The organism is Alienimonas sp. DA493 (assembly GCF_043951915.1).
GTDB lineage: Bacteria > Planctomycetota > Planctomycetia > Planctomycetales > Planctomycetaceae > Alienimonas.
The window spans coordinates 1-21,950 of sequence record NZ_JBINJD010000083.1; the positions used below are offsets into that span (position 1 = coordinate 1).

The 21,950-nt window shown below is 71.2% G+C and carries 15 protein-coding genes; 3 read left to right on the forward strand and 12 right to left on the reverse strand.

The genetic code is table 11. The features are described from left to right. Window positions 1-69: 69 nt before the first annotated feature. The 9 genes from ACG2DA_RS13415 to dnaE form a co-directional block, all read right to left on the reverse strand. On the reverse strand, window positions 70-864 hold the full coding sequence (locus ACG2DA_RS13415) for a polyprenol monophosphomannose synthase (protein WP_395256267.1): 795 nt from the start codon (window positions 862-864) through the stop codon (window positions 70-72). Continuing rightward, on the reverse strand, window positions 861-2,231 hold the full coding sequence (locus ACG2DA_RS13420) for a hypothetical protein (RefSeq protein ID WP_395256269.1): 1,371 nt from the start codon (window positions 2,229-2,231) through the stop codon (window positions 861-863). The genes ACG2DA_RS13415 and ACG2DA_RS13420 overlap by 4 nt, the downstream gene beginning before the upstream one ends. 143 nt (window positions 2,232-2,374) lie before the next feature. Further along, on the reverse strand, window positions 2,375-3,973 hold the full coding sequence (locus ACG2DA_RS13425) for a glycine--tRNA ligase (RefSeq protein ID WP_395256289.1): 1,599 nt from the start codon (window positions 3,971-3,973) through the stop codon (window positions 2,375-2,377). 104 nt (window positions 3,974-4,077) lie between these two features. Continuing rightward, window positions 4,078-4,809, reverse strand: a complete 732-nt coding sequence (locus tag ACG2DA_RS13430; RefSeq protein ID WP_395256271.1) for a 2-phosphosulfolactate phosphatase — start codon at window positions 4,807-4,809, stop codon at window positions 4,078-4,080. A gap of 63 nt (window positions 4,810-4,872) precedes the next feature. Then, a complete protein-coding gene (locus ACG2DA_RS13435) occupies window positions 4,873-5,664 on the reverse strand; it encodes a Uma2 family endonuclease (protein ID WP_395256273.1) in 792 nt (263 codons plus the stop codon). A gap of 61 nt (window positions 5,665-5,725) precedes the next feature. After that, window positions 5,726-7,900: a prenyltransferase/squalene oxidase repeat-containing protein gene (locus ACG2DA_RS13440; protein ID WP_395256275.1), complete on the reverse strand. Its 2,175-nt coding sequence runs from the start codon at window positions 7,898-7,900 to the stop codon at window positions 5,726-5,728. 73 nt (window positions 7,901-7,973) lie between these two features. Next, window positions 7,974-9,110, reverse strand: a complete 1,137-nt coding sequence (gene bioB / locus ACG2DA_RS13445; protein ID WP_395256290.1) for a biotin synthase BioB — start codon at window positions 9,108-9,110, stop codon at window positions 7,974-7,976. A gap of 101 nt (window positions 9,111-9,211) precedes the next feature. Then, window positions 9,212-9,910 carry a hypothetical protein gene (locus ACG2DA_RS13450; protein ID WP_395256276.1) on the reverse strand — a complete coding sequence of 233 codons (699 nt, stop codon included), beginning with the start codon at window positions 9,908-9,910 and terminating at the stop codon, window positions 9,212-9,214. Window positions 9,911-9,970: 60 nt separating this feature from the next. After that, window positions 9,971-13,630 (reverse strand): DNA polymerase III subunit alpha, encoded by a 3,660-nt coding sequence (gene dnaE, locus ACG2DA_RS13455; protein ID WP_395256277.1) that lies wholly within the window; start codon window positions 13,628-13,630, stop codon window positions 9,971-9,973. 303 nt (window positions 13,631-13,933) lie between these two features. On the opposite strand from dnaE, the gene ACG2DA_RS13460 reads away from it, so the two are divergent. Beyond that, window positions 13,934-14,563 carry a hypothetical protein gene (locus tag ACG2DA_RS13460; protein WP_395256279.1) on the forward strand — a complete coding sequence of 210 codons (630 nt, stop codon included), beginning with the start codon at window positions 13,934-13,936 and terminating at the stop codon, window positions 14,561-14,563. Window positions 14,564-14,583: 20 nt separating this feature from the next. On the opposite strand, the gene ACG2DA_RS13465 is transcribed toward ACG2DA_RS13460, so the two are convergent. The 3 genes from ACG2DA_RS13465 to ACG2DA_RS13475 form a co-directional block, all read right to left on the reverse strand. Continuing rightward, window positions 14,584-16,776: a hypothetical protein gene (locus ACG2DA_RS13465; protein WP_395256280.1), complete on the reverse strand. Its 2,193-nt coding sequence runs from the start codon at window positions 16,774-16,776 to the stop codon at window positions 14,584-14,586. Window positions 16,777-16,818: 42 nt separating this feature from the next. Next, window positions 16,819-17,361 (reverse strand): ribosomal protein S18-alanine N-acetyltransferase, encoded by a 543-nt coding sequence (gene rimI, locus ACG2DA_RS13470; RefSeq protein WP_395256282.1) that lies wholly within the window; start codon window positions 17,359-17,361, stop codon window positions 16,819-16,821. A gap of 197 nt (window positions 17,362-17,558) precedes the next feature. Continuing rightward, complete coding sequence (locus ACG2DA_RS13475) at window positions 17,559-18,605, reverse strand: ferrochelatase (RefSeq protein WP_395256284.1); 1,047 nt, start codon at window positions 18,603-18,605, stop codon at window positions 17,559-17,561. Window positions 18,606-18,624: 19 nt separating this feature from the next. Between ACG2DA_RS13475 and ACG2DA_RS13480 the strand changes: the two genes are divergently transcribed. Together ACG2DA_RS13480 and murF are read left to right on the forward strand one after the other, a co-directional pair. Next, window positions 18,625-20,199: a Mur ligase family protein gene (locus ACG2DA_RS13480; RefSeq protein WP_395256286.1), complete on the forward strand. Its 1,575-nt coding sequence runs from the start codon at window positions 18,625-18,627 to the stop codon at window positions 20,197-20,199. 3 nt (window positions 20,200-20,202) lie between these two features. Beyond that, complete coding sequence (gene murF, locus ACG2DA_RS13485) at window positions 20,203-21,591, forward strand: UDP-N-acetylmuramoyl-tripeptide--D-alanyl-D-alanine ligase (protein WP_395256287.1); 1,389 nt, start codon at window positions 20,203-20,205, stop codon at window positions 21,589-21,591. Window positions 21,592-21,950 lie beyond the last annotated feature (359 nt).

Genomic DNA, 21,950 nt, shown 5'->3' on the forward strand with positions numbered 1-21,950 from the left:
GTGCGGACAGGTCTTGGATTTGTTCCCGCCCGAGCAGTGCCGCAACTACCTCCGCCACTGCGGCTACCGCTAGAGATAACCACGGGACGCACTAGAAACCTTGTGCGAGGGCCGGCCGCGTTCCTCCAAGCCGACCCGGCCGAGGGTCCAGAGGGCGGTCACGGCCTCTTTCGCATTGATCTTGGAGTCCCCCTCCACCCGGTCCACGAACGTCACCGGCGTTTCGGCCACGCGGGCCCCCGCCGCGACGCAGCGGTACAGGAACTCCTCCATGAAGGCGTAGCCGGTGGAGCGGACGGCGTCGAAGTCGACCCGCGCCAGCAGGTCGATGCGGAAGGCCCGGAAGGCGCCGCTGCAATCCCGCTGCCGCAGACCGAGCACGGCCCGGCTGTAGACGTTGATCGCCCGGCTCATCAGGTGCCGGGGCCAGGGCCAGCCCTCGATCGCCCCGCCGGGGACGTACCGGCTGCCGATCGCCACGTCGTACTCTTCCAGCAGATCGAGCAGCGCCGGCAGATGGCGGGGGTGGTGGGACCAGTCGGCGTCCATCGTGACCGCGGCGTCGTAGCCGTCGGCGACGGCCCCCCTCAGCCCGGCAAGCGTCGCCGTGCCGAGGCCGCGTTCGCCCCGCCGCACCGTCACGGAGACCCGCGGGTTTCCCTCGAAGCGCTCCTCCACGGCGACGGCGGTGCCGTCGGGGGAGTCGTCGTCCACGACCCGCACGTCCAACCGCTCGTCGACGGCGAGCACGCCTTCGATCAGGTCCGGGACGTTCTCCCGTTCGTTATAGGTGCACAGCACAACCAGCGTCCGGCCGCGCGTCGCCTGTGGGCCGGCGTCGCCGGCGGCCGGAGCGTCGGTCAAAAGGTCGATCCGTCGTCGTTCGTCGTCGGGGCGTCGGCCGCGTTCGGCTCGGGCGCTTCGAGCGCCGGGGGGGCGTCGGTCTCGGCGGGAGCCGTCTCGACCCGGTTCGCGGCGGGGGCGGAGGCGGGGGGCGGATCGATCCGAAGGTCGTCCGCCGCAGCGCCTTTGGCGGGGGGATTGTACTCGACCTGCACCGGATCGAGATACGCCCGCAGGTGGGGGCGGCCGCCGGTGAGCCGCCAGGCGGCCTCGAAAATCTCGCGGGCCCGGTCGTCGCCGGTGGCATGCATCGTGGCGCCGAGCAGGAACAGGCGGTCGGGGTCCCGCACGTCGGCCCGGGCGTACTCCGCCACGCCGCCGAGGGCGGCGGTGCGGGCGATGGAGTGGTCGGGGCCGAACAGCTCCCGCAGGGACGGCCCGGTTTCGGGCAACGAGGGGTTCAGCGAGAGCGCCCGGCGGAGGTCTTCGGCGGCGGCGACGAACTGGCCGAGGGCGAGGCGGGCGAAGGCGGCCCGGTAGAGCGGTTCGCCGCGGGTCGGAGCGGCGGCGGCGGCCCGCTGGTAGTGGCTCAGAGCCCGGCGGTAGTCGAGGCGGCGGAAGGCCTCGTCGCCGGACCGCTCGTCGCGGAGGGCTTCGGCGAGTTCGCGTTCGTCGGCGGGGCGGGGTTCGTTCGGACGCGGACCGGCGTCGCCGAGGTCGATCGGGGCCCGCCAGCGGTCGGCCTGTTCGGCCCAGGCCTCGTCCAGCGCCGGGTTCGGGCCGGCGCCGGGCAGGGCCGGTCCGATCGCCGCCCCGCCGCCGAAGCCAGGGTTGAACTGCGGGCGCGGCGTGACGGGGTTGACGTTCCTCCCGTAGGTCGGGTCGCCCGGGAACGTGCCGCCCAGATACAGGTTGATCCCGTTCAGACCGTACCCGTAGCCGTAATAGGGCACCGGGCCAGGCGCCAGGTAGGCGCCGCCCGGCCCGAGGCCGACGACTGGGTTGCCGTAATCGGCGATCCCGTACGGGTAATAAGCCCGCCCCCCGTAGCCATAGCCGTACCTGTAGCCCAAGCCGCCGTAGCCGTAGCCCAGGCCGCCGTAGCCCAGGCCGCCGTAGCCGAAGCCGGGGTTGTAGAACCCGCCGCCGCCGTAGTAGCCGCCGCCCAGCGACCCGTCGATGCCGCCGAGGCGGCCGCCGCGGGTGAAGGAGCCGGTGGCGCCGAAGGCGCCCTCGCCGGTGCCGCCGTCCTTCATCGGGTGGCTGTCCGGCAGGGAGCCGGTGATGCCGGTCTGTCGGGCCTCCGCCTCGCCCCCCGCCGTTCCCCAGGCGACGGCCGAGAGAACCGCGACCGCGAGCAGCGGGCGGAACGTACGGGGGGGAATCATCGCCGGGGAGCCGTTACGGGGGAGGAACGCGTCATTTTCCCGGGGCGAGCGGCTGCGGACAATCGGTGCGACCCCCACCCGCCCGGACCGCTCCCCCGGCCGCCCGCAGGGAGCCCCCGACCGGCGCCCTCACCGGAGCCCGTTCATCCGAGCTTGTCCTGCACGAAGGCGACGACCTCCTCCGCCGGGATGCGAGACTGCTCCAGCGTGTCGCGGTCGCGGACGGTGACGGTGCCGTCGCTCATCGTATCCCCGTCGACGGTCACGCAGACCGGCGTGCCGATCTCGTCCTGACGCCGGTAGCGCCGGCCGACGGCGCCCTGCTGGTCGTAGGCGACCTCCAGCCCGGCCCGCTTGAGGGCGCCGTAGATCTCCGCGGCCTTCTCCGGCATGCCGTCCTTCTTAACCAGCGGAAAGACGGCGGCCTTCACCGGAGCGATCTTCGGGTGGAACCGCAGCACGGTGCGGGACTGCATTTTGCCCTTCTCGTCCGGGGCCTCGTCCACCTCGTAGGCTTCGCACAGGAAGGCCAGCGTGGCCCGGTCGGCGCCGGCGCTGGGTTCGATCACGTGCGGGACGAATTTCTCCTTCGTCTCCGGCTCGAAGTAATCCAAGGATTTGCCGCTGCCGGGGTGCTTCGGCTTGCCGTCCTCGTTCAGTTCGACCTCCAGCTTGCCGTTCCGGTTGACCAGCTTGCCCTCGGAGTGGCTCCGCAGGTCGAAGTCGCCGCGGTGGGCGACGCCCTCCAGTTCGCCGTACTCCCCCTCGGCGAGGAACGGGAACTTGTACTCAATATCCGCGGTGCCCACGGAGTAGTGGGCCAGCTCGTCCTGGCTGTGCTCCCGCAGGATGAGGTTGTCCTGGCTGATGCCGTGGTCGGTGTACCAGCGGAAGCGGCGGTCGCGCCAGTACTGGTACCACCGGTCGGAGGCGTCCGGGCGGCAGAAGAACTCGATCTCCATCTGCTCGAACTCCCGGCTGCGGAAGGTGAAGTTCCGCGGGGTGATCTCGTTCCGGAAGCTCTTGCCGATCTGGCAAATGCCGAACGGCAGCTTGACCCGACTGCTGTCGAGCACGTTCTTAAAATTGACGAACATGCCCTGGGCGGTCTCCGGCCGCAGGAAGGCCGCGTCCTCCTCGCCGCCCAGGGCGCCGAGGGTCGTTTTGAACATCAGGTTGAATTCGCGGGGCTCCGTCAGGTCGCCGCCGCAGTTCGGGCAGTTGGGAAGCGGGGCGTCCGGATACTGCTTGGTGAAGGCCTGCAGGTCGGTGCGGATGACCTCGCCACCCTCGCCGGTCTTCTTATCGAGCCGCTTCTGCTTCGTTTTGGAGAGGGTCGGGGCTTCGTCGGTGGGCAGGAAGGCCTCGGCCGCGGCGACCTCGCCGCCGGCGGTGACGGCCGCGGCGACGGCGACCTGGTCGGTACGGAACCGACTCTTGCAGGACTTGCAGTCCGCCATGAAGTCGTGGAACAGGTCGTAGTGCCCGGAGGACTTCCAGACCCGCGGGTGCATGATGATCGCCGTCTCGACGCCGACCATCTGGAAGGCTTCGGGGGCGCCCTCGGGGGCGATCAGTTCGTTGTGGGAGCTGACGACGTCGCTCCACCAGGCGTCGCGGACGTTCCGCTTCAGCAGGGTGCCCAGCGGGCCGTAGTCCCAGAAGCCCTGCTGGCCGCCGTAGATGTCCGAATCCTGAAACACGAACCCCCGCCGCTTGGCGAGGGAGGTGACGTCGTCCATCGACTTCGGCATGACGGCTTCTCGTGGGGTCCGCTCTGCGGACCGAGTGCGGTAATCGGCGTGCGGTGACCGGGGCGAACCGGGAGCGGCTCGCGGAGCGGACCCTACGAAACCGGACGCAGTTCGTCGCCCGTCAGCCGGGGCACGACCGGGGCGGAATCGGCCGCGGCGCACACGGCGATGTCCTCCCCCCGCCCCAGCCGGGCGAGGTTCCGACCGCCGCGGCTGTCGGCCAGCGCCGCCGCGGTGTCCGGGTGCGCCTCCGCGAACGCCGTGGCCAACCGGGTCGGGTCGCCGTCGTGATGGGCGATGGTTCCGACCCCGGCGGCGAGCAGGCGGTTCGCTGCGCGGCCGGCGAACAGGGCGTCTTCGAGCGTGACGTTCCGGTCCGTGCCGGCGCACACGAAATGCACGGGACGCTCGTCGTTCCCGTCGGCGGAGAGGTGAGCGCAGATCGCGGAGAGGTTTGCGAAGCTGCCGACCAGGACCTCCTCCGCCTCCAGACATCGCAGCAGCGCCGCGGTGCCGTTCGTCGTGGTGAGCACGACCGGCCTGCCGCCGACGGATTCCGGATGAAAGTCGGTCGGCGTGTTGCCGAGGTCGAAGCCCTCCACGATGACGCAGCCGCGTTCTCCGGCCAGCAGGGCGGGTTCGCCCTCGGCCTTCAACCTCGCCGCGGTCTCACGGGCGTGTTCGACGGTCCCGCAGGGGACGACCCGATCCGCCCCGGCGTGCAGCGCATGGCAGATCGTGGTGCTGGCCCGCAGCACGTCGATCACCACCGCCGTCCCCCCGGCCAACATCTCTGGGGCGAACAGGGACGGAACGAGGTGCACGTGGATCGGCCGGGGCATCCCCGCACGCTACCCCCGGCTCGCCGTCGCCGAAAGGCGGCGCGGCTACTCCGCCGGCGCCTCGACCAACCGCGTCTGACGCAGACCGCTGCGGCCGTCGCAGGTCTCCAAGCGGTACCGCCGCCCGAACACGGCGCTGCGGACGAAGCCGTCGGCGTCCGCGGCGACGGGCTCGAACCGCCCCTCGCCGCGGGTGTGGATCGTGAGGACCGGCGGCTCGACGCGGGCGTCGGCCAGCCAGTACTCCGAGACCCCCAGGGCGAACAGGTCAGCCGGCAGATCGACCGTGTCCTTCCGGGTGGAGGAGTCGCTGCGTACCTCGACCACCGCGTCCGGCGGGCCGACGATCTCCGTGAAGTCCCCCTCCCGACCCGCCTTCGGCGTGAGCGTCACCCGCCCCTCGGCGATCGCCTCGTGGGAGAGGAACACGACGTCCGGCTCGCAGTTCACCTCCGGCTCGAACCCCTCCGGCGAGACGACGGTCGTGCTGTCCGTGAAGCAGTAGCCGAGGTCCCGCTCCTCCACCAAGCGGTCGAGCGTTGCGGCGATCCGAAGCTTCGGCGAGCCGTGGGTGAACAGCGATTCGGGCATGACTTCCAACCGCGGGCGGCCGCCGATCCACTCAAACTTGCCCCACTCGGGGCAGGCGTCGGAGAGCTTCCACGCCCGGAATGCCCGGAACGACGCCAGCGCCGCCCCGGGCACAGTCAGGCCGTCGCCGTCCACGCCGACGCCGGGCAGGTGCACGTCCGGGGCCGGCGGAGCGGGGACCGCCGCGGCCGGTTGCGCTTGCGGTTCGGGTCGGCGGGTCGGCGGGTCGGCGAGGGCGGCGGTCATCGGGAACGATCTCGGCGGGACCCGTTCATCTTAACGGCCGGGCGTGCCCGCGGGGGCCGTCTCACCGCACGGCCCGCTCGTAGCGGGCGAGGGCCATCAGGGGGAAGTACAGGCGGTAGAGGTGGTACTTCAGATAGAAGACGCTGGGGAAGCCGGTGCCGGTGAACTCCGGTTCGTCCCAGGTCCCGTCGAGGTTCTGATGATCCCGCAGCCAGGCGGCGGCCCGGCGGGCGGCGGGGGTGCGGGCGTCGCCGGCGGCGATCAGGCCCATCAGGGCCCACGCGGTCTGGCTGGCGGTCGGCGTCCCCTGCCCCTTCAGGTTCGGGTCGTCGTAGGTCGCGGGGCTCTCGCCGAAGCCGCCGGAGGGTTGTTGCACGCTCTTGAGCCATCGCACGGCCCGGCGGACGCGGGCGTCCTCGGACCGCACGCCCAGCGCCGCCAGCCCCATCAGGCCCTGCCAGGTGCCGTAGAAGTAGTTCACGCCCCAGCGGCCGTACCAGCTGCCGTCGGTCTCCTGGGCGTCGTTCACGTAGTGGATCGCCCGCTTCATGAACGGCTTGTCGTCGGGCATCCCGAGGAGCCCGAACAGTTCCAGCATCCGGGCCGTCAGGTCCGCGGTGCTGGGGTCGATCATCGCGTTGTGATCGGCGAAGGGGACCCGGCAGTACAGCTCGCGGTCGTTGTCCGCGTCGAAGGCGCCCCAGCCGCCGTCGCGGTTCTGCATGCCGATCAGCCAGTTCACCCCCCGGCGGATCGCCGCGGTCAGCGGGGCGGCGGCGGCGACGTCGCCCAAGGCCGTCCGCGGGTCCACGTCGTGGCCGGCGATGACGGTGCGGTCGTCGTCGGCGTCCGGCCCGTCGGCGCCGTCGGGGTCGGAGCTAAAGCCGATGTCGGCGGTCCAGTCCGTGCCGCTGCCGGCCGGCAGGCAGCGGGCCAGGGCCATCAACACCATGCAGGTGTCGTCGGTGTCCGGGTAGAACGGGTTGCGGTACTCGAAGCACCAGCCGGAGGGCTTCAGCTTCGGCCGGCAGACGGAATAGTCGCCGGGAGTGCGGATCTCCCGGTCCAGCAGCCAGTCCGCGGCCCCGCGGATCGCCGGGTGGTGCGGCGGCAGGCCGCTTTCCCGCAGGGCGATCGTGGCGATCGCCGTGTCCCACACCGGGCTCTTGCACGGCTGGAGCCGGGTGACGGGCTCGCCGGCGTCGTTCGTCTCCGTCAGTTTGAGCTTGTCGAGTTCCTCCAGCTGACCGGCGATCTCGGGCGAGTCGTCGGCGTAGCCGAGGCACTTCAGACCCACGATCGTCCAGACGATCGGCGGGAAGATCGCCCCCAGCCCGTCGCTGTCGACGAGTCGGTCGAGGATCCAACGCTCCGCCTTCTTCACCGCGATCCGCCGCAGCGGGCGGAGCCGCACGGCGTCGGCGGCTTTGTAGGTGCGGTCCAGCCGGTAGAAGAAGGTGTGCCAGTCGAACTTCGATTCGCCCACCTCCCGCTCCACGGCCTCGCAGCGGGGCATGCGGAGCGGCAGGTTCTCCGGCCCGTTCACGAACAGGTCGGCCACGTCGACCCCCGCCGCGGGCAGATCGCGGGAGGGCTGATAGGCCCACAGCAGCGAGAGCGGCACGACGATCGTGCGGCTCCAGGAACTCATCTCCGAGAGGTTCAGCGGGCTCCACCGCGGGGCCAGCATCAGCTCCGGCGGCACCGCGGGGCACTGCCGGTAGGCGATCTGCCCCAGCAGGGCGAGGTAGTATCGGGTGAAGCTGTTCACCCGCTCCGCCCCGCCGGCGGCCAGCGTGGCCTGGCGCGCCTTCTCCAGCCTTTCGTCCAGGTCGGCCGGGCCGGGGTCCCCCGCCCCGTCGGCGCCGTCCTGCCGGTAGACCGCCCGCAGAGCGAGCACGGCTTTGACCGTGGCGGAGACGTCGATCGGCCCGCCGGGGAACTGCCCCCACCACCCGCCCGGTTCCTGCTGGGCGAACAGCTGGCGGGCGACGGCTCGGGCGTCGTCGGTCCGCTCGCGGCCCAGCCAGGCGAGCAGGCAGAGGTATTCGCTCTGGAGGATGCTGTCGCCCTCCAGTTCACCGCACCAGTGCCCGTCCTCCTGCTGGAGGGCCAGCAGCGCGTCCCGGGCTTTGGCGACGGCGGAGCCCACCTCCGCCCGGCGGTCGGCCGGGCGGCTCACGTCAAAGTTGCGATCGGAGCCGGCGGCGACGTCGGCGAAGCGGTGCGAGAGCACGACGGCTCGGGGTTGGGCACGGTGGAAACCCGCGGAGCGCCGCGGATCGTCCCCGGACGATAGGGCGGCCGGCTCAGGCCCCGCAAGCGGCGGCGGCGGCCGCGCCCGCCGATTCCCGCACGCCGCCCGCACCGGCTTCCTGACCCGACCGCGACGCCGTCGCGGGCCGGTTCGCCCCGTCGGGAGCCCCGCCGCCGGGCGCCGCCCCGTCGGAGCGGCCGACGTCGCTCTCCACGCCGGAGAGGACGACCTCGAAGCCGAGATCCTCGATCATCTTGTGGTCCTCGCTCGCCGCCTGCCCGGCGGTGGTGAGGTAGTCCGAGACGAACAGGCTGTTCGCCGCGTACAGGGCCAGCGGTTGCAGGCTGCGGAGGTTCACCTCCCGCCCGCCGGCGACCCGCAGCTCGGCGGTCGGCAGCAGGAAGCGGTACAGGGCCAGCACCTTCAGGCAGTACCGCGGATCGAGTTCCCGCCGCTTCTCGAACATCGTGCCGTCGATCGCGTGCAGGAAGTTGATCGGCACGCTCTCGGCCTGGAGCTCCCGCAGTTCGAGCGCGGCGTCGATCAGGTCGTCGCTCGACTCGCCCATCCCCACGATCAGCCCGCTGCACAGCTCCAGTCCGGCCTGGCGGGCCTTCTTGAGCGTGGCGAGGCGGTCGTCGTAGGTGTGCGTGGTGACGACCTCGTCGTGGTTGCCGCGGCCGGTGTTCAGGTTGTGGTTGATCCGGTCCACGCCGCCGGCCTTCAGCACCTCGGCCTGACCCTCTTTCAGCAGGCCCAGGCAGGCGCAGATGTGCAGGCCGTGCTCCTGCTTGATGCGGGCGGCGACGTCGGCGACGTGCTTCACCTCCCGGTTCGTCGGGCCGCGGCCGCTGGCGACGATGCAGTAGGTCTTCGCCCCCGCCGCCGCCGCGTCCGCGGCGCCGGCGAGCAGCCGGTCGGCGGAGAGCATCGGGTATTTGTCGATGTTCGCAGAGCTGTCGCGGCCCTGGGAACAGTACCGGCAGTCCTCCGGGCAGAGGCCGCTCTTGGCGTTCTTCAGGTAGTACAGCTGCACCGTCGTGCCGAAGGCCGCCCGGCGGACGCGGAAGGCGGCGTGCATCAGCGCCAGCAGGTCGGCGTCCGGCGACGCCAGCACGGCCTTGGCGTCCTCCCGGGAGAGCAGTTCGCCGGCGAGGGCGGCGTCGGCAAGGGAGTCGTAGGAACGCACGGCGGGGGGGGCGGTCTGGCTCATGGCGACGGGAGGGTACCGCCGCCGGGCGTCGCGTTCACCCCCCGGCGCCGCCGGTGCGTCCCGGCGGCGAAAGCTCGTCAGCCGGCGTCGTCCGAACCGGCGGCGTCGTCCGAGTTCCCCGCCGTGCGGGTCCACGTTTCCGTCTCGTCGTCCTTCGGGTTGTACAGCACAAGGGCCTCGTCGGCGGACTGCACGACCCAGTCGCGCTCGCTGCCGAACAGCTGGGTCATGGAATCGAACGCCTCCTTCGGGGCGCCGGAGACGCTTTCGAAGTGCACGCCGGGCCGCTCGGCGTTCGGGTCGCCGGTCAGCGTCCAGTCGATCTGCACCGTGATCCGCTCGGCCCCGGCGAGGAACTGGTAGAGGGGATCGACGTCGACCGTCATCGTTGCGGTGCCGTCCTCCCGCACCGTGAGCGTCCGCAGGCCGTAGCTTTCGCGGGTGTAGGTCCCGGGCAGCCGGTCGACGAGCGAGGGGCTCGTCTGGGCGGTCCCCCGCTCCGCGTCGCGGCCGCTCCTGTTCGTTTCCCGCGGCGTCCGCAGTTTCACCGCGTCGCCGGCCGCCGCGATCCGCACCGGCGGGGCGGTCGCGGAGACGGCGGATCCGCTTTCGGCCGGGACGATCGGGGCCGGCGGCTCCTCCTTCGCCCCGCACCCGGCCAGCAGCGCCGCGAAAGAGGTCACCGCCACGCACGCCGGGAACGAACAGAGCGTGCGGGCGACGAACGACTCGTGCGGGACGCGACGGGGCGCGACGCGGCGACTGGGGCGGGGCATCGGGACGATCCGTCGGGTGAGGCCGGGGCCGGGAAGGACCGGGGCCGGGGCGGGCCGGGGTCAGTTGAGACTGGGCGAGGCGTTTTTACGTCGCACCGGCGGGGACCAGAAGTGCAAGTGTTGCTCGCCCATCACCTCGATCAATTCCCGCCGCAGGCCCGGCCCGCAGGAGACCCGCAGGTGCCCGGGCGTGGCGATGCGATACCGCGTGCGGACCGTCGCGGTTTCGCCGTCGCCGTTCGTCCCGTTCGCCTGGGCGCCGTTGCCGTTGGCGTCGGCGGGGTCCTGGGCGCCGGTGTCGACGAGCACCACCACGTCCGTCTCGCCGGGATAGCGGCCGAGGATTTCCCGAACCCGGGCCATCTCCGCGTCCGCGTGCAGACCTTTCTGGAACTTCACGGCGAGCTGCCGCGTGTGCTCTTTGATGGCGTCGTCCGGCGTCATCAGGCGGTTGACGATCAGGTTCGGCTCCCGCCCGCGGCGGTCGACCTTCCCCTTCACGTAGAGCACGGCCTCCGCCTTGACGAGGTCGCCCTGCCGGGCGAACTCCTCCGGCCACATGATGCACCGCACGCAGCCCTCCGGGTCCTCGAAGTCGAACATCACGTAGTCGGTGTTGCCGTTGCGGGACGGCTTTTTGGTGCGGGCCTTTTTAATCGCCCCGACCATCCCGCCGACGGTCACCTCGTCGCCGTCCTCCGCCTCGCCGAGTTCCAGCGTGGTCGCGGTGGCGAACTTGGTGATGACGTCGCCGGCTTCGGTCAGCGGGTGGCTCGTCAGGTAGAAGCCGAACACCTCTTTTTCGTGGGCGAGCTTCACCGCCCGGGTCCAATCCGGCACGTCCGGGAAGCTGGCGGCGACCTCGGGGGCGTCGTCGGCCTCCTCGTCCCCGCCGAACAGGCTCGCCTGCCCGGCGGCGGCGTCGCGGGCCTTATTGGCCGCCGCCTGCACCGCCCGATCCACCACGGCGCTGTGCTGGGCCCGGCTGGGGCCGAGGGAGTCCAGCGCTCCGCAGCGGATGAGGATTTCCACCGCGGAGCGGTTGAGGTGACTCGGGTCGATCCGCTCGGTGACGTCGAAGATGTCTTTATAGGGGCCGTTGGCCTCCCGCTCCTCGACCAGCGCCTGCATCGCCGACAGGCCGAGGCCCTTGACGGCGCCCAGCCCGAAGGTGATCGCGTCGTTGCCGTCTTCGTCGGTGACGACGCGGAACTCCACGTCGCTGCGGTTCACGTCCGGAGGCAGCACCTCGATGCCCTGCCGGCGGGCGTCTTCGACGTGTTCCATGATCCGGTCGCTGCTCTCCATCCCGCAGGAGAGCAGCGCCGCCATGAACTCGACGGGGTAATGCGCCTTCAGATACGCCGTCTGATAGGCGATCAGCCCGTAGGCCGTACTGTGCGATTTGTTAAAGCCGTAGCCGGCGAACTTCTCGATCAGCTCGAACAGGTTGACGGCGACGGCCTCGTCGACGCCGCGTTCCTTGGCCCCGTCGATATATTGCTGCCGGAACTGGGCGATGATCGCCAGTTTCTTCTTGGAGATGGCCTTAATGCACTTGTACGCGCTGGCCAGTTCGATGCCGCCGACCCGGTTCAGGATCCGCATCACCTGTTCCTGGTAGACCATGATCCCGTAGGTGTCTTCCAACACCGGGTCCACCAGCGGGTGAATCTTCGCCGGCTCCTTCCGCTTATTTTTGATGTCGACGTAGTCCATCACCATGCCGCCCTCCAGCGGGCCGGGGCGATAGAGCGCCGAGGTGGCGATGATGTCGGCGAACTCCGTCGGCCGCATCTTCGTCAGCAGGTCCCGCATCCCGCCGGACTCCAGCTGGAACACGCCCTTCGTCTCGCCGCGTTGCAGCAGGCGATAGGTGGCGGGGTCCGGCTCGTCGACCTCGTGCAGCACGGCCCGGTCGAAGTCCGGGTGGCGGGCCTCCACGTTCTTGATCGATTTGTCAAGAATGGTGAGGTTCCGCAGCCCGAGGAAGTCCATCTTCAGCAGGCCGGCCGCCTCCACCGTGGGGCCGTCCCACTGGGTGATGACGTCCTCCTTGCCGGTGATGACCTGGAGCGGCAATAAATCCTGAAGCGGCTGGTCCGCGACCACCACGCCGGCGGCGTGGGTGCCGGCGCTGCGGGCCAGGCCCTCCAGCCGATAAGCGATGTCGATTAACTCCTTGATCTGCGGGTCGTTGTTGTAGGCGTCCGACAGCTCCGGGCTCTGCTTGACGGCGTCGGCGAGTTTAATGCCGAGCGTGTCCGGCACCGCCTTGGCGATCTCGTTGACCCGCGGCAGCGGCACGCCCAGCGCGCGGCCGACGTCCCGCACCACGGCCTTGGCCTTCAGGGTGCCGAACGTGCCGATCTGGGCGACGGCGTCCTCGCCGTACTTTTTCTTGGTGTAGTCGATGACCATCTGCCGGCGGTCGCGGCAGAAGTCGATATCGATATCCGGCGGCTCCTTCCGGCTTTTATCGAGGAACCGCTCGAACAGCAGGTCGTACTTGAGCGGGCAGACGTCGGAGAGCCCCAGCAGATAGGCCACGATCGCCCCCGCCGCCGAGCCCCGGGCCACGCAGGGGATGTCGTGCTTCTTGGCGAATTCGACGAAGTCCCACACGATCAGGAAGTAGCTCGAATACCCCATGTATTCGATCACGCCCAACTCCAGGTCGAGCCGGTCCCGGTGGGCCTGCGTGACCGCGTCGCCGTACCGCTCCTCCATCGCCGCTTCGCAGATCTCCCGCAGATACTCCGTGTCCGTGAGGTTCCGCGGCGGCTTGAAGACGGGGTAGTACTTCGGGTTCTCCTCCAGCCGGATATCGCAGCGGTCGGCGATCTCCTGACTGCGCTTGACGGCCTCGTGCTGGTCCGGGAAGACCTCGTACATCTCCTCCGGGGACTTGACGAAGAAGTCCTGCGAGCCCAGCCGCATCCGCTTGGCGTCGGTCCGCTGACTGCGGGTGTTGACGCACAATAAAATGTCGTGGGCGACGGCGTCCTCGCCGCAGAGGTAGTGGCTGTCGTTGGTGGCGACCAGCGGCAGGCCCATTTTGTTCGCGAGATCGACCGTCGCCTCCCCGGCGTCCTTCTGGATCTGGATGCCGCTGTCCTGGATCTCCATGTAGAAGCGGTCGCCGAAGACCTCCGTGTACCATTGGCACAGCTTCTCGGCCTCCTCCTTCTGCTCGTTGAGCAGGTGTCGGGACAGCTCCCCGGAGACGCACCCGCTGAGCACGATCAGCCCTTCGCTGTGGGCTGCGAGCAGCTCTTTGTCCATCCGGGGCTTGTAATAGAAGCCCTCGGTGTAGGCGATGCTGCTCATCTTGACCAAGTTGCGGAACCCCGTGAGGTTCTGCGCCAGCAGCGTGAGGTGGAAGTTGGACTCCTTCATCTTCCCGCCCCGCTCCTTGCGGCTGCGGGGGGCCATGTAGGCCTCGATCCCGAGGATCGGATTAATGTCCTCCGCCCGGCAGGCGTGATAGAACTCCATCGCCCCGTAGAGGTTGCCGTGGTCCGTGATGGCCGCGGCGTTCATACCGGACGCCTTCGTCTGTTTGACGAGGTCCGGGATCTTGGTCATCCCGTCCAGCAGGCTGTAATGCGTGTGGCAGTGCAGGTGGGCGAACGGCCGCGGGGCGGCGCCCTCCGGCCCGGGGATGGCGAGATCCGGGGCGACGGGGGAGGAACCGGCGTCGGGGAGGGGCTGGGACACGGGGCGGGCGGCTCCTGCACGGGTGGACGGACGGCCATCGTATCGGCCCGCGCGTCGGCCGGGGGCCGGCATTCGTCCGGCGATCGGGAAGACCCGCGCCGATTCGCCGGCGCCGGCCGTTCCCACGCCCTTTCCCGCACAACCGGGGAACCCGACCGGAAACCCGGCCGGGAGCCCGGCGGCGGGTCGCGGAGCGACCTGGCGGCGCCGCGCGGTTTTCACGGACGCTTCGCGCAAACTTCAGCGCCGGTTCGGGGCGGCTTCATACAACACGGTCGCTCGCCCGCCGCCGATGAGACCGCGATGCCCGCCGCGTTCCGATGCCCCCACTGCCGGAAGGCCTACGTCATCGAGAAGGCGCAGGAGGATCGCGTCTTTAAATGCCGAAAGTGCGGCGGCATGATCGAGTTTGAGGGGCGGCCGGACAGCGATCTCGACCTCCCCAAAAACGAGAAGAAAAAAGCGTGGGCCGATCGACTTAAATTGAATGAGCTGCCCGGCTGGGCCGCGGGCCTGCTGACGGCGGGGATTCTGGGAGCGCTCTACTGCCTCGCCACGCTGGGGATGGGGCAATTGGGAGACCCCCACGACCGGCTGTACCACGCGTTGAAGGACGAATACGACGCCCTGACCGCCATCGTGGACGGCCTCGACAGTCCGGAGGACGCCGCGGCGGCGGAGCCGGAGATGAAGGTTCACGTGCAGGAGATCCTCCGACTGATGGACGACCCGCGGCCGTTCGGCCGCGGTCGTAAGGCCGTCGGGGCGGCGTTTCTGAAGGAGTACGAAGGGGCGATCAAAGCCCGCCTGGAGTCCCTGCGGGAGGCGAAGAGCCGGGCGTTCGACCGGCAGGGCGTGGGCTCCGTCGTCTCGCGGACGCTGCGACCGATTCCGCAGTCGGAACTCGATTTCCGCCGGGCGTTCGACTCCTGATCCGACCGCGTCCGGGGGGCTTAGCCGACGGGAATCACGGCGTCCGCGGCGGCCCGCAGGCGGGGGTGGGAGCCGGTGACGATCACCGCGTGGCCGTTCTCGGTCAGGCGTGCGAACACGCCGCACAGCCGCTCCGCGTCGGCAGGGTGCAGGCCGGCGGCGGGGGCTTCGAGCAGAATCAGCGTGGCGGACGCGGTGCGGGCGGCGAGCGTCTTCGCCAACCGCAGCCGCTGGCCCTCGCCGTCGCTCAGCGTCTTCGCCGCCCGGCCGATCGTCACGTGCCCCAGCCCCACGTCCCGCGCCGCCGCCGCTCGGGCCCGGGGCTTGGGGCGGCCGCGGAAGAAGGGCACGGCCTCGGCCGCGGTGAGGTTCAGCGTGCCGGCGATGGAGAGCCCCCGCACGCGGATCGCCAGAATCTCCGGCTTGAACCGCTCCCCGCCGCACTCCGGGCAGGTCGCCACGAGGTCCGGCAGGAATTGCATCGGCGTGGTCACGGTTCCCGTTCCCTCGCACAGCGGACAGCGTCCGGGGGACTTTCCCGCCAGCGAGAAATGCCCGGCACCGAACCCGCGGAGCTTCGCCTCCGGGGTGGAGGCGAACAGGTCGCGGATCTCGCCGAAGAACCCCAGGAACGTCGCCACCGTGCTGCGGGGGCTGTTCGTCAGCGGCGCCCGCGGGCCGAACAACGCGGCGCCGAAGTCGCCGAACCGGCCGTCCGCCGTCGCGGCGGTCGCGGCGTCGGCGAGGGCGTGCAATCGCCTTTCGGCGTCCGGGCCGACGAGGAGCGTCAGCCCCCGCGGGACGAACGGCGTGCGGTCCGCGTCCGGCAGCGTCGTCTTGGGGACGGACGGGGCAGGCGGCGGAGACGGTTCGTCTCGCAGGTAGGGGGCGAGCAGGGAGCCGTCGGCGCCGTCGATCTCTCCCGGCGGTCCCTCGAACAGCACGCGGCCGCCCTCCGGCCCGGCGCCGGGGCCGAGTTCCACCAGCCGATCAGCCGCCCGGCAGAGGGCGGGCTCCGACCCGGCGACGACGACCGTGTTCCCCCCTTCCGTCAGCGACCGGCAGAGGGCGAGGAACCGCTCCGCGTCCTCCGGCTCCAGCCCGGCCAGCGGGGCGTCGAACAGCGCCAACAGACCGCGCACCCCCGGGTCCGCCGCCGCGGCGAGCGTCGCCCGGCGGTCGTCGGCCCGGCTCAGCGCCGCGGCCGGTTCGCCCAGCGGACAGTCTCCCAGTCCCCAGTCGGCCAGCCGCCCCAGCGCCGCCGCGAGGGCCGTCGCCGCCGGCGGGCCGTCGGGCGGCAGGTCGGCTCGGAGTTGCTCCGCCGACCGCTCCAACCACGCGTCCCACGGGCGCCCGTCCACCCGGTAGGCCCGGCGGGCGACGTCTTTCTTGTCGAACGAGGACGAGAACAGCCGCGGCGTCGCCGGCGGCAGCACGGTGCCGTCCTCCAGCACGGGGCGGTCGCGGACGACGCGGGGCGCCCAGCATTTGCCGTCGATCTCACGGGGGCCGTCCGCCGCTTCGACCCAGACCGTCGCCCGGCCGCCGCCGAATCGCAGGGCGGCGGCGAGGCTTTCGCCGATCCGGTCCGCCGCCTCCGGCGAGAACTTCACCCGGTCCACGACGATCTCGGCCCGCTCGGGCAGGGCGTCGACGTCCTCCAGCCGGCCCGTCGCCTCTCCGGCGAGGAACCGGTTGAAGCCGGCCCCGCGGTAGGCCTCCGCGGAGAGGGCGGCGTCCGCCGGGAAGGCGATCTGGCCGCGGGCGTCGGGGTGCGCGGCGACGAGATCCGCCGCGGCCAGATCCGCCCGCGTGACGGCCAGCGGGGCGCCGGTCGCCGGGTCGTGGGGCGTCGCCAGGGCGGCGAAGGCGGTGCGGAGCACGTCGCCCAGACCGGCCCGATCGGCGAGGGTCTCCCCGCGGCCGGGCGGTTGGTCGGGGTCGACGAGAATCGCCGGGGGGACGCCGCTGATCTCGTCGGCGTCCGGCCGTTCGCGGCGCTCCAGCAGCCGGCGGGCGGAGGCGGACAGGGCGGCCACGTAGCGCCGCTGGCCCTCGGCGTGCAGCACGTCGCGGAGCAGCGTGCTCTTGCCGGAGCCGCTCACCCCCGCGACGACGCTCAGCCCGCCGCGGGGCAGGTCGAGGGCGTCGATCTGCAGGGCGCGCACGCGGACGCCCCGCAGACGAATCGGCGGGGCGGGGGCGTCCTTCATACGGCCATGTTAGCCGCGATCTTCAAGATCGCGGCCCACGAGCTACGCCGCGTCGGCTTCGGGCATCAGGTAGGAGCTGATGCGGTTCGCCGGCTGGTAGGCGGCGGGGGTGTTGGAGAGGGCGAAGTGCATCGCGTAGGCGTCTTCGGTGGTGTCGTCGTAGCGGTCTCGGACGACGCGGAAGGCCCGGAAGCCCTCCCCCTTGAAGAACAGTTGGGCCGGCAGGTTCGTCTCCCGGACCTCCAGCACGATCTCCGTGCGGCGCTGCTGGGAGAGCTTGTCCACCAACCGGCGGACCATCTGCTTACCCACGCCCTGCCGACGGTTCTGCGGGGCGACGGCGAAGTTCAGAATCCGCAGCCGGCTCTTTTGCAGCTCGTAGATCATATAGCCGACGACTTCGCCGGCGATCTCGGCCACCATGCCGATGCAGTTCCGCTGCCGCAGGCAGCAGATGAAGTCTTCCTCCGTCCAGGCGAACTCGAAGCTGGCTGCTTCGATATCGAGCACGGCCGGCATATCACGGCGGATTAACCACCGAATCTGTACGGCGTCGGGGCGATGGATGGAAAGCTGAGAGGACATCGCGGCCGGCCTCCTTGCCGGGGTGCGGGGACGGTGCAGGGGGTGTACCCGACGCTTCTGAAGGACGAAACCCCGGTTCCCCGCAAGATTTCTATTCGGCTCCCCCCGACTGGTAAATGCAGGTTCGATTCAAGTCGACCCGCGGAGCGTCGCGCCCGCCGGAACGCCGAGGCCCCGCGGGGGCGCGGCGTTCCGGTTCACACCGGCGAGGGCCGGTAGGGGTTGGGGCAGCAGTTCTTGGGGCAAACGTCGTGATTCGGGCGGTATTCGCCCACGGCCCGCTTCTCCGGGACCTCGCCCAGCCGTTCGCGGATCAGTTCGACCAGCATCGAGACGAACCGCGGGTGCGTCCCCGCCGTGCCGGCCCGGCGGTAGGCCAGACCCAACTCCTCCGCTTTCTGCTTGGCCTCCTCGTCGAGGTCGAACAGCACCTCCATGTGGTCCGAGACGAACCCGATCGGCGCCACGACCGCCGCCTGCACCCCCGCGGCGGCGACGGCCTCCAGGTGATCGCAGACGTCCGGCTCCAGCCACGGGTCCTGCGGCCGGCCGCTGCGGGACTGGTACACCAGCGCCCAGCGGTCCTCGGGGACGCCCAGCTCCTCGGCGACCAGCCGGCTCGTCTCGTGCAGTTGGCGGGCGTAGTCGCTGGTGTCGGCCATCGAGTTCGGGATCGAATGGGCCGTAAAGGCGACGTGGGCGTGCTCCCGCAGGTCCGCCGGCAGATCGTCCAGGGCCTCCCGCACGCGCTCGGCGTTCACCGCGATCCAGTCCGGGTGGTTGTACCAGACCCGCACCTTGTCGATCGCCGGCGCCGGGTTCCCGGAGGCGGCGCCCGCCGCCTCCCGGGCGTGGTGCAGGTCTTCGCGGTACTGCCGACAGCCGGAGTAACAGCTGTACGAACTGGTCACGAGCGCCAGCGCCCGGTTCACCCCGTCGGCGGCCATCTGTTTGAGGGTGTCCGGCAGCAGCGGCTCCCAGTTGCGGTTCCCCCAGTAGATCGGCAGCTCCACGCCGGCCTCCTTGAGGGCCGGTTCGAGGGCCGCGATGAGGTCCCGGCACTGCTGATTGATCGGCGAGACGCCGCCGAACGATTGGTAGTGCTCCGCCACTTCAAGCAGCCGTTCCCGCGGCACCGGCTTGCCGCGGAGCACGTTTTCGAGGAACGGGATCACGTCGTCCGGCCCCTCCGGCCCGCCGAAGGAGGTCAGCAGGATCGCGTCGTAGACGTACGGGCCGGGCATCGGACACTCTTGGTAGGAAATGGCCCCCCATGATTCGCCCCCGCCGACGAACCGCCACCCCGGCGGGCCGTTCACGCTGCGGGAGATCCTGAACCGGGACGATCTCGGTTCGGCCGGCGACGTGGCGTTCACGGCCGCGACGGCCTTCAGCGGCCGCGTTTCTCCCGGCGGCCTGTTCGCCGGGCTGCGCGGCCGGGACTTGCACGGGGCGTGGTTTTGGGAAGAGGCTGTCGATCGCGGGGCCGCTGTGGTTCTCACCGACGAACCGCTCCCGGAATGTCCCGTCCCCGTCGCGGTGTTCACGCCGTGGCGGGGGGACGCCCGGCAGGCCTTCGGCGAGGTCTGCCACGCGCTGCACGGCCGGCCGAGCGAACGGCTGTTCGTCGCCGGGGTGACGGGGACGAACGGCAAGTCGACCGTCTGCTGGCTCCTCCGCAGCATTTTTCGAGAGGCGATGCGACTGAAGAACAAGCCCCCGATCGCCGGCCTCTGCGGCACGATCGAGACCGACGACGGCCGCGAGATTCGCCCCTCGAAGCTCACCACCCCCGCCTGCGAGGACCTGCACGCCTGGCTGGCCCGTTGCGTCGCCCACGGCTGCGAGGCCGCCGCGGTGGAACTGTCCTCGCACGCCCTCGATCAGGACCGGGCCGCGGGGCTGCGGCTGTCGGCGGCGGTCGTGACGAACGTGACACGGGACCACCTCGACTATCACGGGAGTTTGGAGGCGGTCGTGCGGGCGAAAGCGTCGATCGCGGATCTACTCCGCCCGGGGAAGCCTCTCATCACCTGCCGAGACGATCCGGAAGCGGCGGAAATCTGGTGGAAGATCGAGCGGGACGTTGTTCAAACGCAGTATGGCTTTGCGCCGGAGGGGTGGGATTCCGGTTCGCAAGTCGGCGGCGTAATGATCTGTGAACCGAAATATCGACCGGAAGGCTCAACCTTCGTCCTGAGATACGCCGGCGGACGCCATCCCCTACGGCTGTCGACTCCTCTGGTCGGCCGGTTCAACGTGCTGAACGCGACGGCTGCAGCGACCGCCGCGGAACCGTGCGGTTCCGACGCCGTCGCCGCCGGCCTCGCCAATGTTCCCCCCGTCCCCGGCCGGCTGGAACCAATCGACCGCGGCCAGCCGTTTCGCGTGCTGGTGGACTACGCCCACACCCCCGACGGCCTGCGGGCGGTGATCGACGCCGTCCGCCCGCTGCTGTCTTCCCAGAAACGGGGCGGCCGGTTGCACCTGCTCGTCGGCGCCGGCGGGGACCGCGACCGCGGCAAGCGGGCCGAGATGGGCGCCGCCGCGGCCCTCGCCGACCGGGTCGTGTTCACCTCGGACAACCCGCGGTCCGAGGACCCGCACGCGATCCTCCGCGACCTCGCCGCCGGTTGCCCGGAGACCCGCTGCGAGACGATCGAGAACCGCCGCGAGGCGATCGCCGCCGCCCTCGCCGCCGCCCGGCCCGGCGACTGGGTGCTCGTCTGCGGCAAGGGGCACGAGACGACGCAGGAGGTCGCCGGCGTCTTCCACCCCTTCGACGACCGCGTCGTCTGCCGGGAAGAACTGGCGCGACTCGGCTACGGCGGGGCTTGAAGCGTGTTCCCCCTCCCCTTGCGTTTCCTCCCCACCGTGCTGCGGCCCCGCGCCGCCGCGGAGGCCCCGTGGGGGCTCGGCGGCGAGTCCGATCGGCCCGTCTCCGGAGCCGCGATCGACTCTCGGGCGGTGACGCCCGGGGACCTGTTCTTCGCACTGCCCGGGGCGAACTCCGACGGTCACGACCACGCCGCGGACGCCCTGGGCCGCGGGGCGGCGGCGGTCGTGCTGGCCCGGGACACCGGCGACCGGCCGGCGGTCCTCGTGCCGGACACCGCCGCGGCGCTGGCCCGGTTGGGGGCGTGGAACCGGGGGCGGTTCGCCGGGCCGGTGGTGGCCGTCGGCGGGTCGCACGGCAAAACGACGACCCGGGAACTGACCGCCGCGGCGTTGCGCGGTCTGGGGCTGGGCGTCCGCAGCCGCGAAAACTTCAACAATGCGCTCGGCGTCCCGCTCACGCTCTGCGAACTCGGCCCCGACCACCGGTGGGCGGTGGTGGAACTCGGCGCCTCCCGGCCCGGCGACCTGACGCAGTTGGGCGGTTGGACGAAGCCGACGGCCGCCGTGCTGACGGGCGTCGGCACGGCTCACGTCGGCACGTTCGGCGGTCCGGCGGCGCTGCGGGCGGCGAAGGCGGAGCTGTTCGCCGCGGCGCCGCCGGGCGGCCCGTTGATCGTCAACGGCGACGACCCCGGCGCCCGGGCCCTCGCCGCAGAGGCCGGCCGGTCCGTCCTGTTCGCCGGCACCGGGCCGGGCTGCGACGTGCGGCTTGAACCGCGGCCGGCCCCGCCCGGGCGGCTGCGGTTCGCTCGGGGCGGGACGACGTTCGAACTGACCGGGTTCGCCCCGCACCTCGGCTCGCTGGCGGCCTGTGCGGTCGCCGTCGGCGAGGCGCTGGGGCTCTCACGGGATGCGATCGCCGACGGCCTCGCCCGCTTTCGGCCGCCGCCGGGGCGGGGGGCGGTGACGACGGTCGGCGGCGTGATGCTGATCGACGACGCCTACAACGCCCCGCCGGAGGGCGTCTTCGCCGCCGTCGACCTGCTGGCCCGCTGGCCGGTCGAACCGCCGGGCCGCCGATGGCTGGTGTGCGGGGGGATGAAGGAACTCGGTGACGAGACCGACCGCCTGCACGCGGAGCTGGGAAAACGCCTCGCCGCGGCGGGACTGGATCGGGTTCTGTTCGTCGGCGAAACCGGCGCCCGCGTGGCGGCCGCGGCGGGGCTGCCGCCCGCGGTCGGGGAGCGGTGCGACGCGGCCGCCGACGCGGCGAACGTCCTGCACACAGAGGTTCGGCCCTGGGACGTCGTGCTGGCGAAGGGGTGTCGGGCGGACGGGCTGGAGCGGGTCGTCGCGGCCCTGGCGGACCGGCTCCGGCGGCGTCCGGCTTGAGCGGTTTTGCGCCCCCCGCGGCAAAATCCTGCGAACCGGGGTTTCCCCGGACCGGGGTTTTGGACGACACCCCCGGCCGCCCGCGACTTCCGCCGCCCGCAGCGGCCGAATCGCTTCCCCCATCGCTCGAACAACCGTCAGGAGGTCCGTCGTCGTCGCCCGGTTTCGCGGCTCTGCGGGGAGACGCGTCCGTCGATTGGATCGGCTTTCGTTTCAGCGTTTTAAAGACGCCGGAGCGGGGGCGGGTTCGGTCGGGAGCGCCTGAGGGCGTGAAGGAATATGTGATTTGATGGGTCGATCACTCCGACACGCCGCTCGACGAAGACGACGGATTCGGCCGACCGGAGGGACGCGGGTCC

Coding starts and splice junctions, on each gene's coding strand:
- ACG2DA_RS13420 (WP_395256269.1), bottom strand. CDS start 2,231: ATGATTCCCCCCCGTACGTTCCGCCCGCTGCTCGCGGTCGCGGTTCTC.
- ACG2DA_RS13425 (WP_395256289.1), bottom strand. CDS start 3,973: ATGGACGACGTCACCTCCCTCGCCAAGCGGCGGGGGTTCGTGTTTCAG.
- ACG2DA_RS13435 (WP_395256273.1), bottom strand. CDS start 5,664: ATGACCGCCGCCCTCGCCGACCCGCCGACCCGCCGACCCGAACCGCAA.
- ACG2DA_RS13450 (WP_395256276.1), bottom strand. CDS start 9,910: ATGCCCCGCCCCAGTCGCCGCGTCGCGCCCCGTCGCGTCCCGCACGAG.
- ACG2DA_RS13460 (WP_395256279.1), top strand. CDS start 13,934: ATGCCCGCCGCGTTCCGATGCCCCCACTGCCGGAAGGCCTACGTCATC.
- ACG2DA_RS13465 (WP_395256280.1), bottom strand. CDS start 16,776: ATGAAGGACGCCCCCGCCCCGCCGATTCGTCTGCGGGGCGTCCGCGTG.
- rimI (WP_395256282.1), bottom strand. CDS start 17,361: ATGTCCTCTCAGCTTTCCATCCATCGCCCCGACGCCGTACAGATTCGG.
- ACG2DA_RS13475 (WP_395256284.1), bottom strand. CDS start 18,605: ATGCCCGGCCCGTACGTCTACGACGCGATCCTGCTGACCTCCTTCGGC.
- ACG2DA_RS13480 (WP_395256286.1), top strand. CDS start 18,625: ATGGCCCCCCATGATTCGCCCCCGCCGACGAACCGCCACCCCGGCGGG.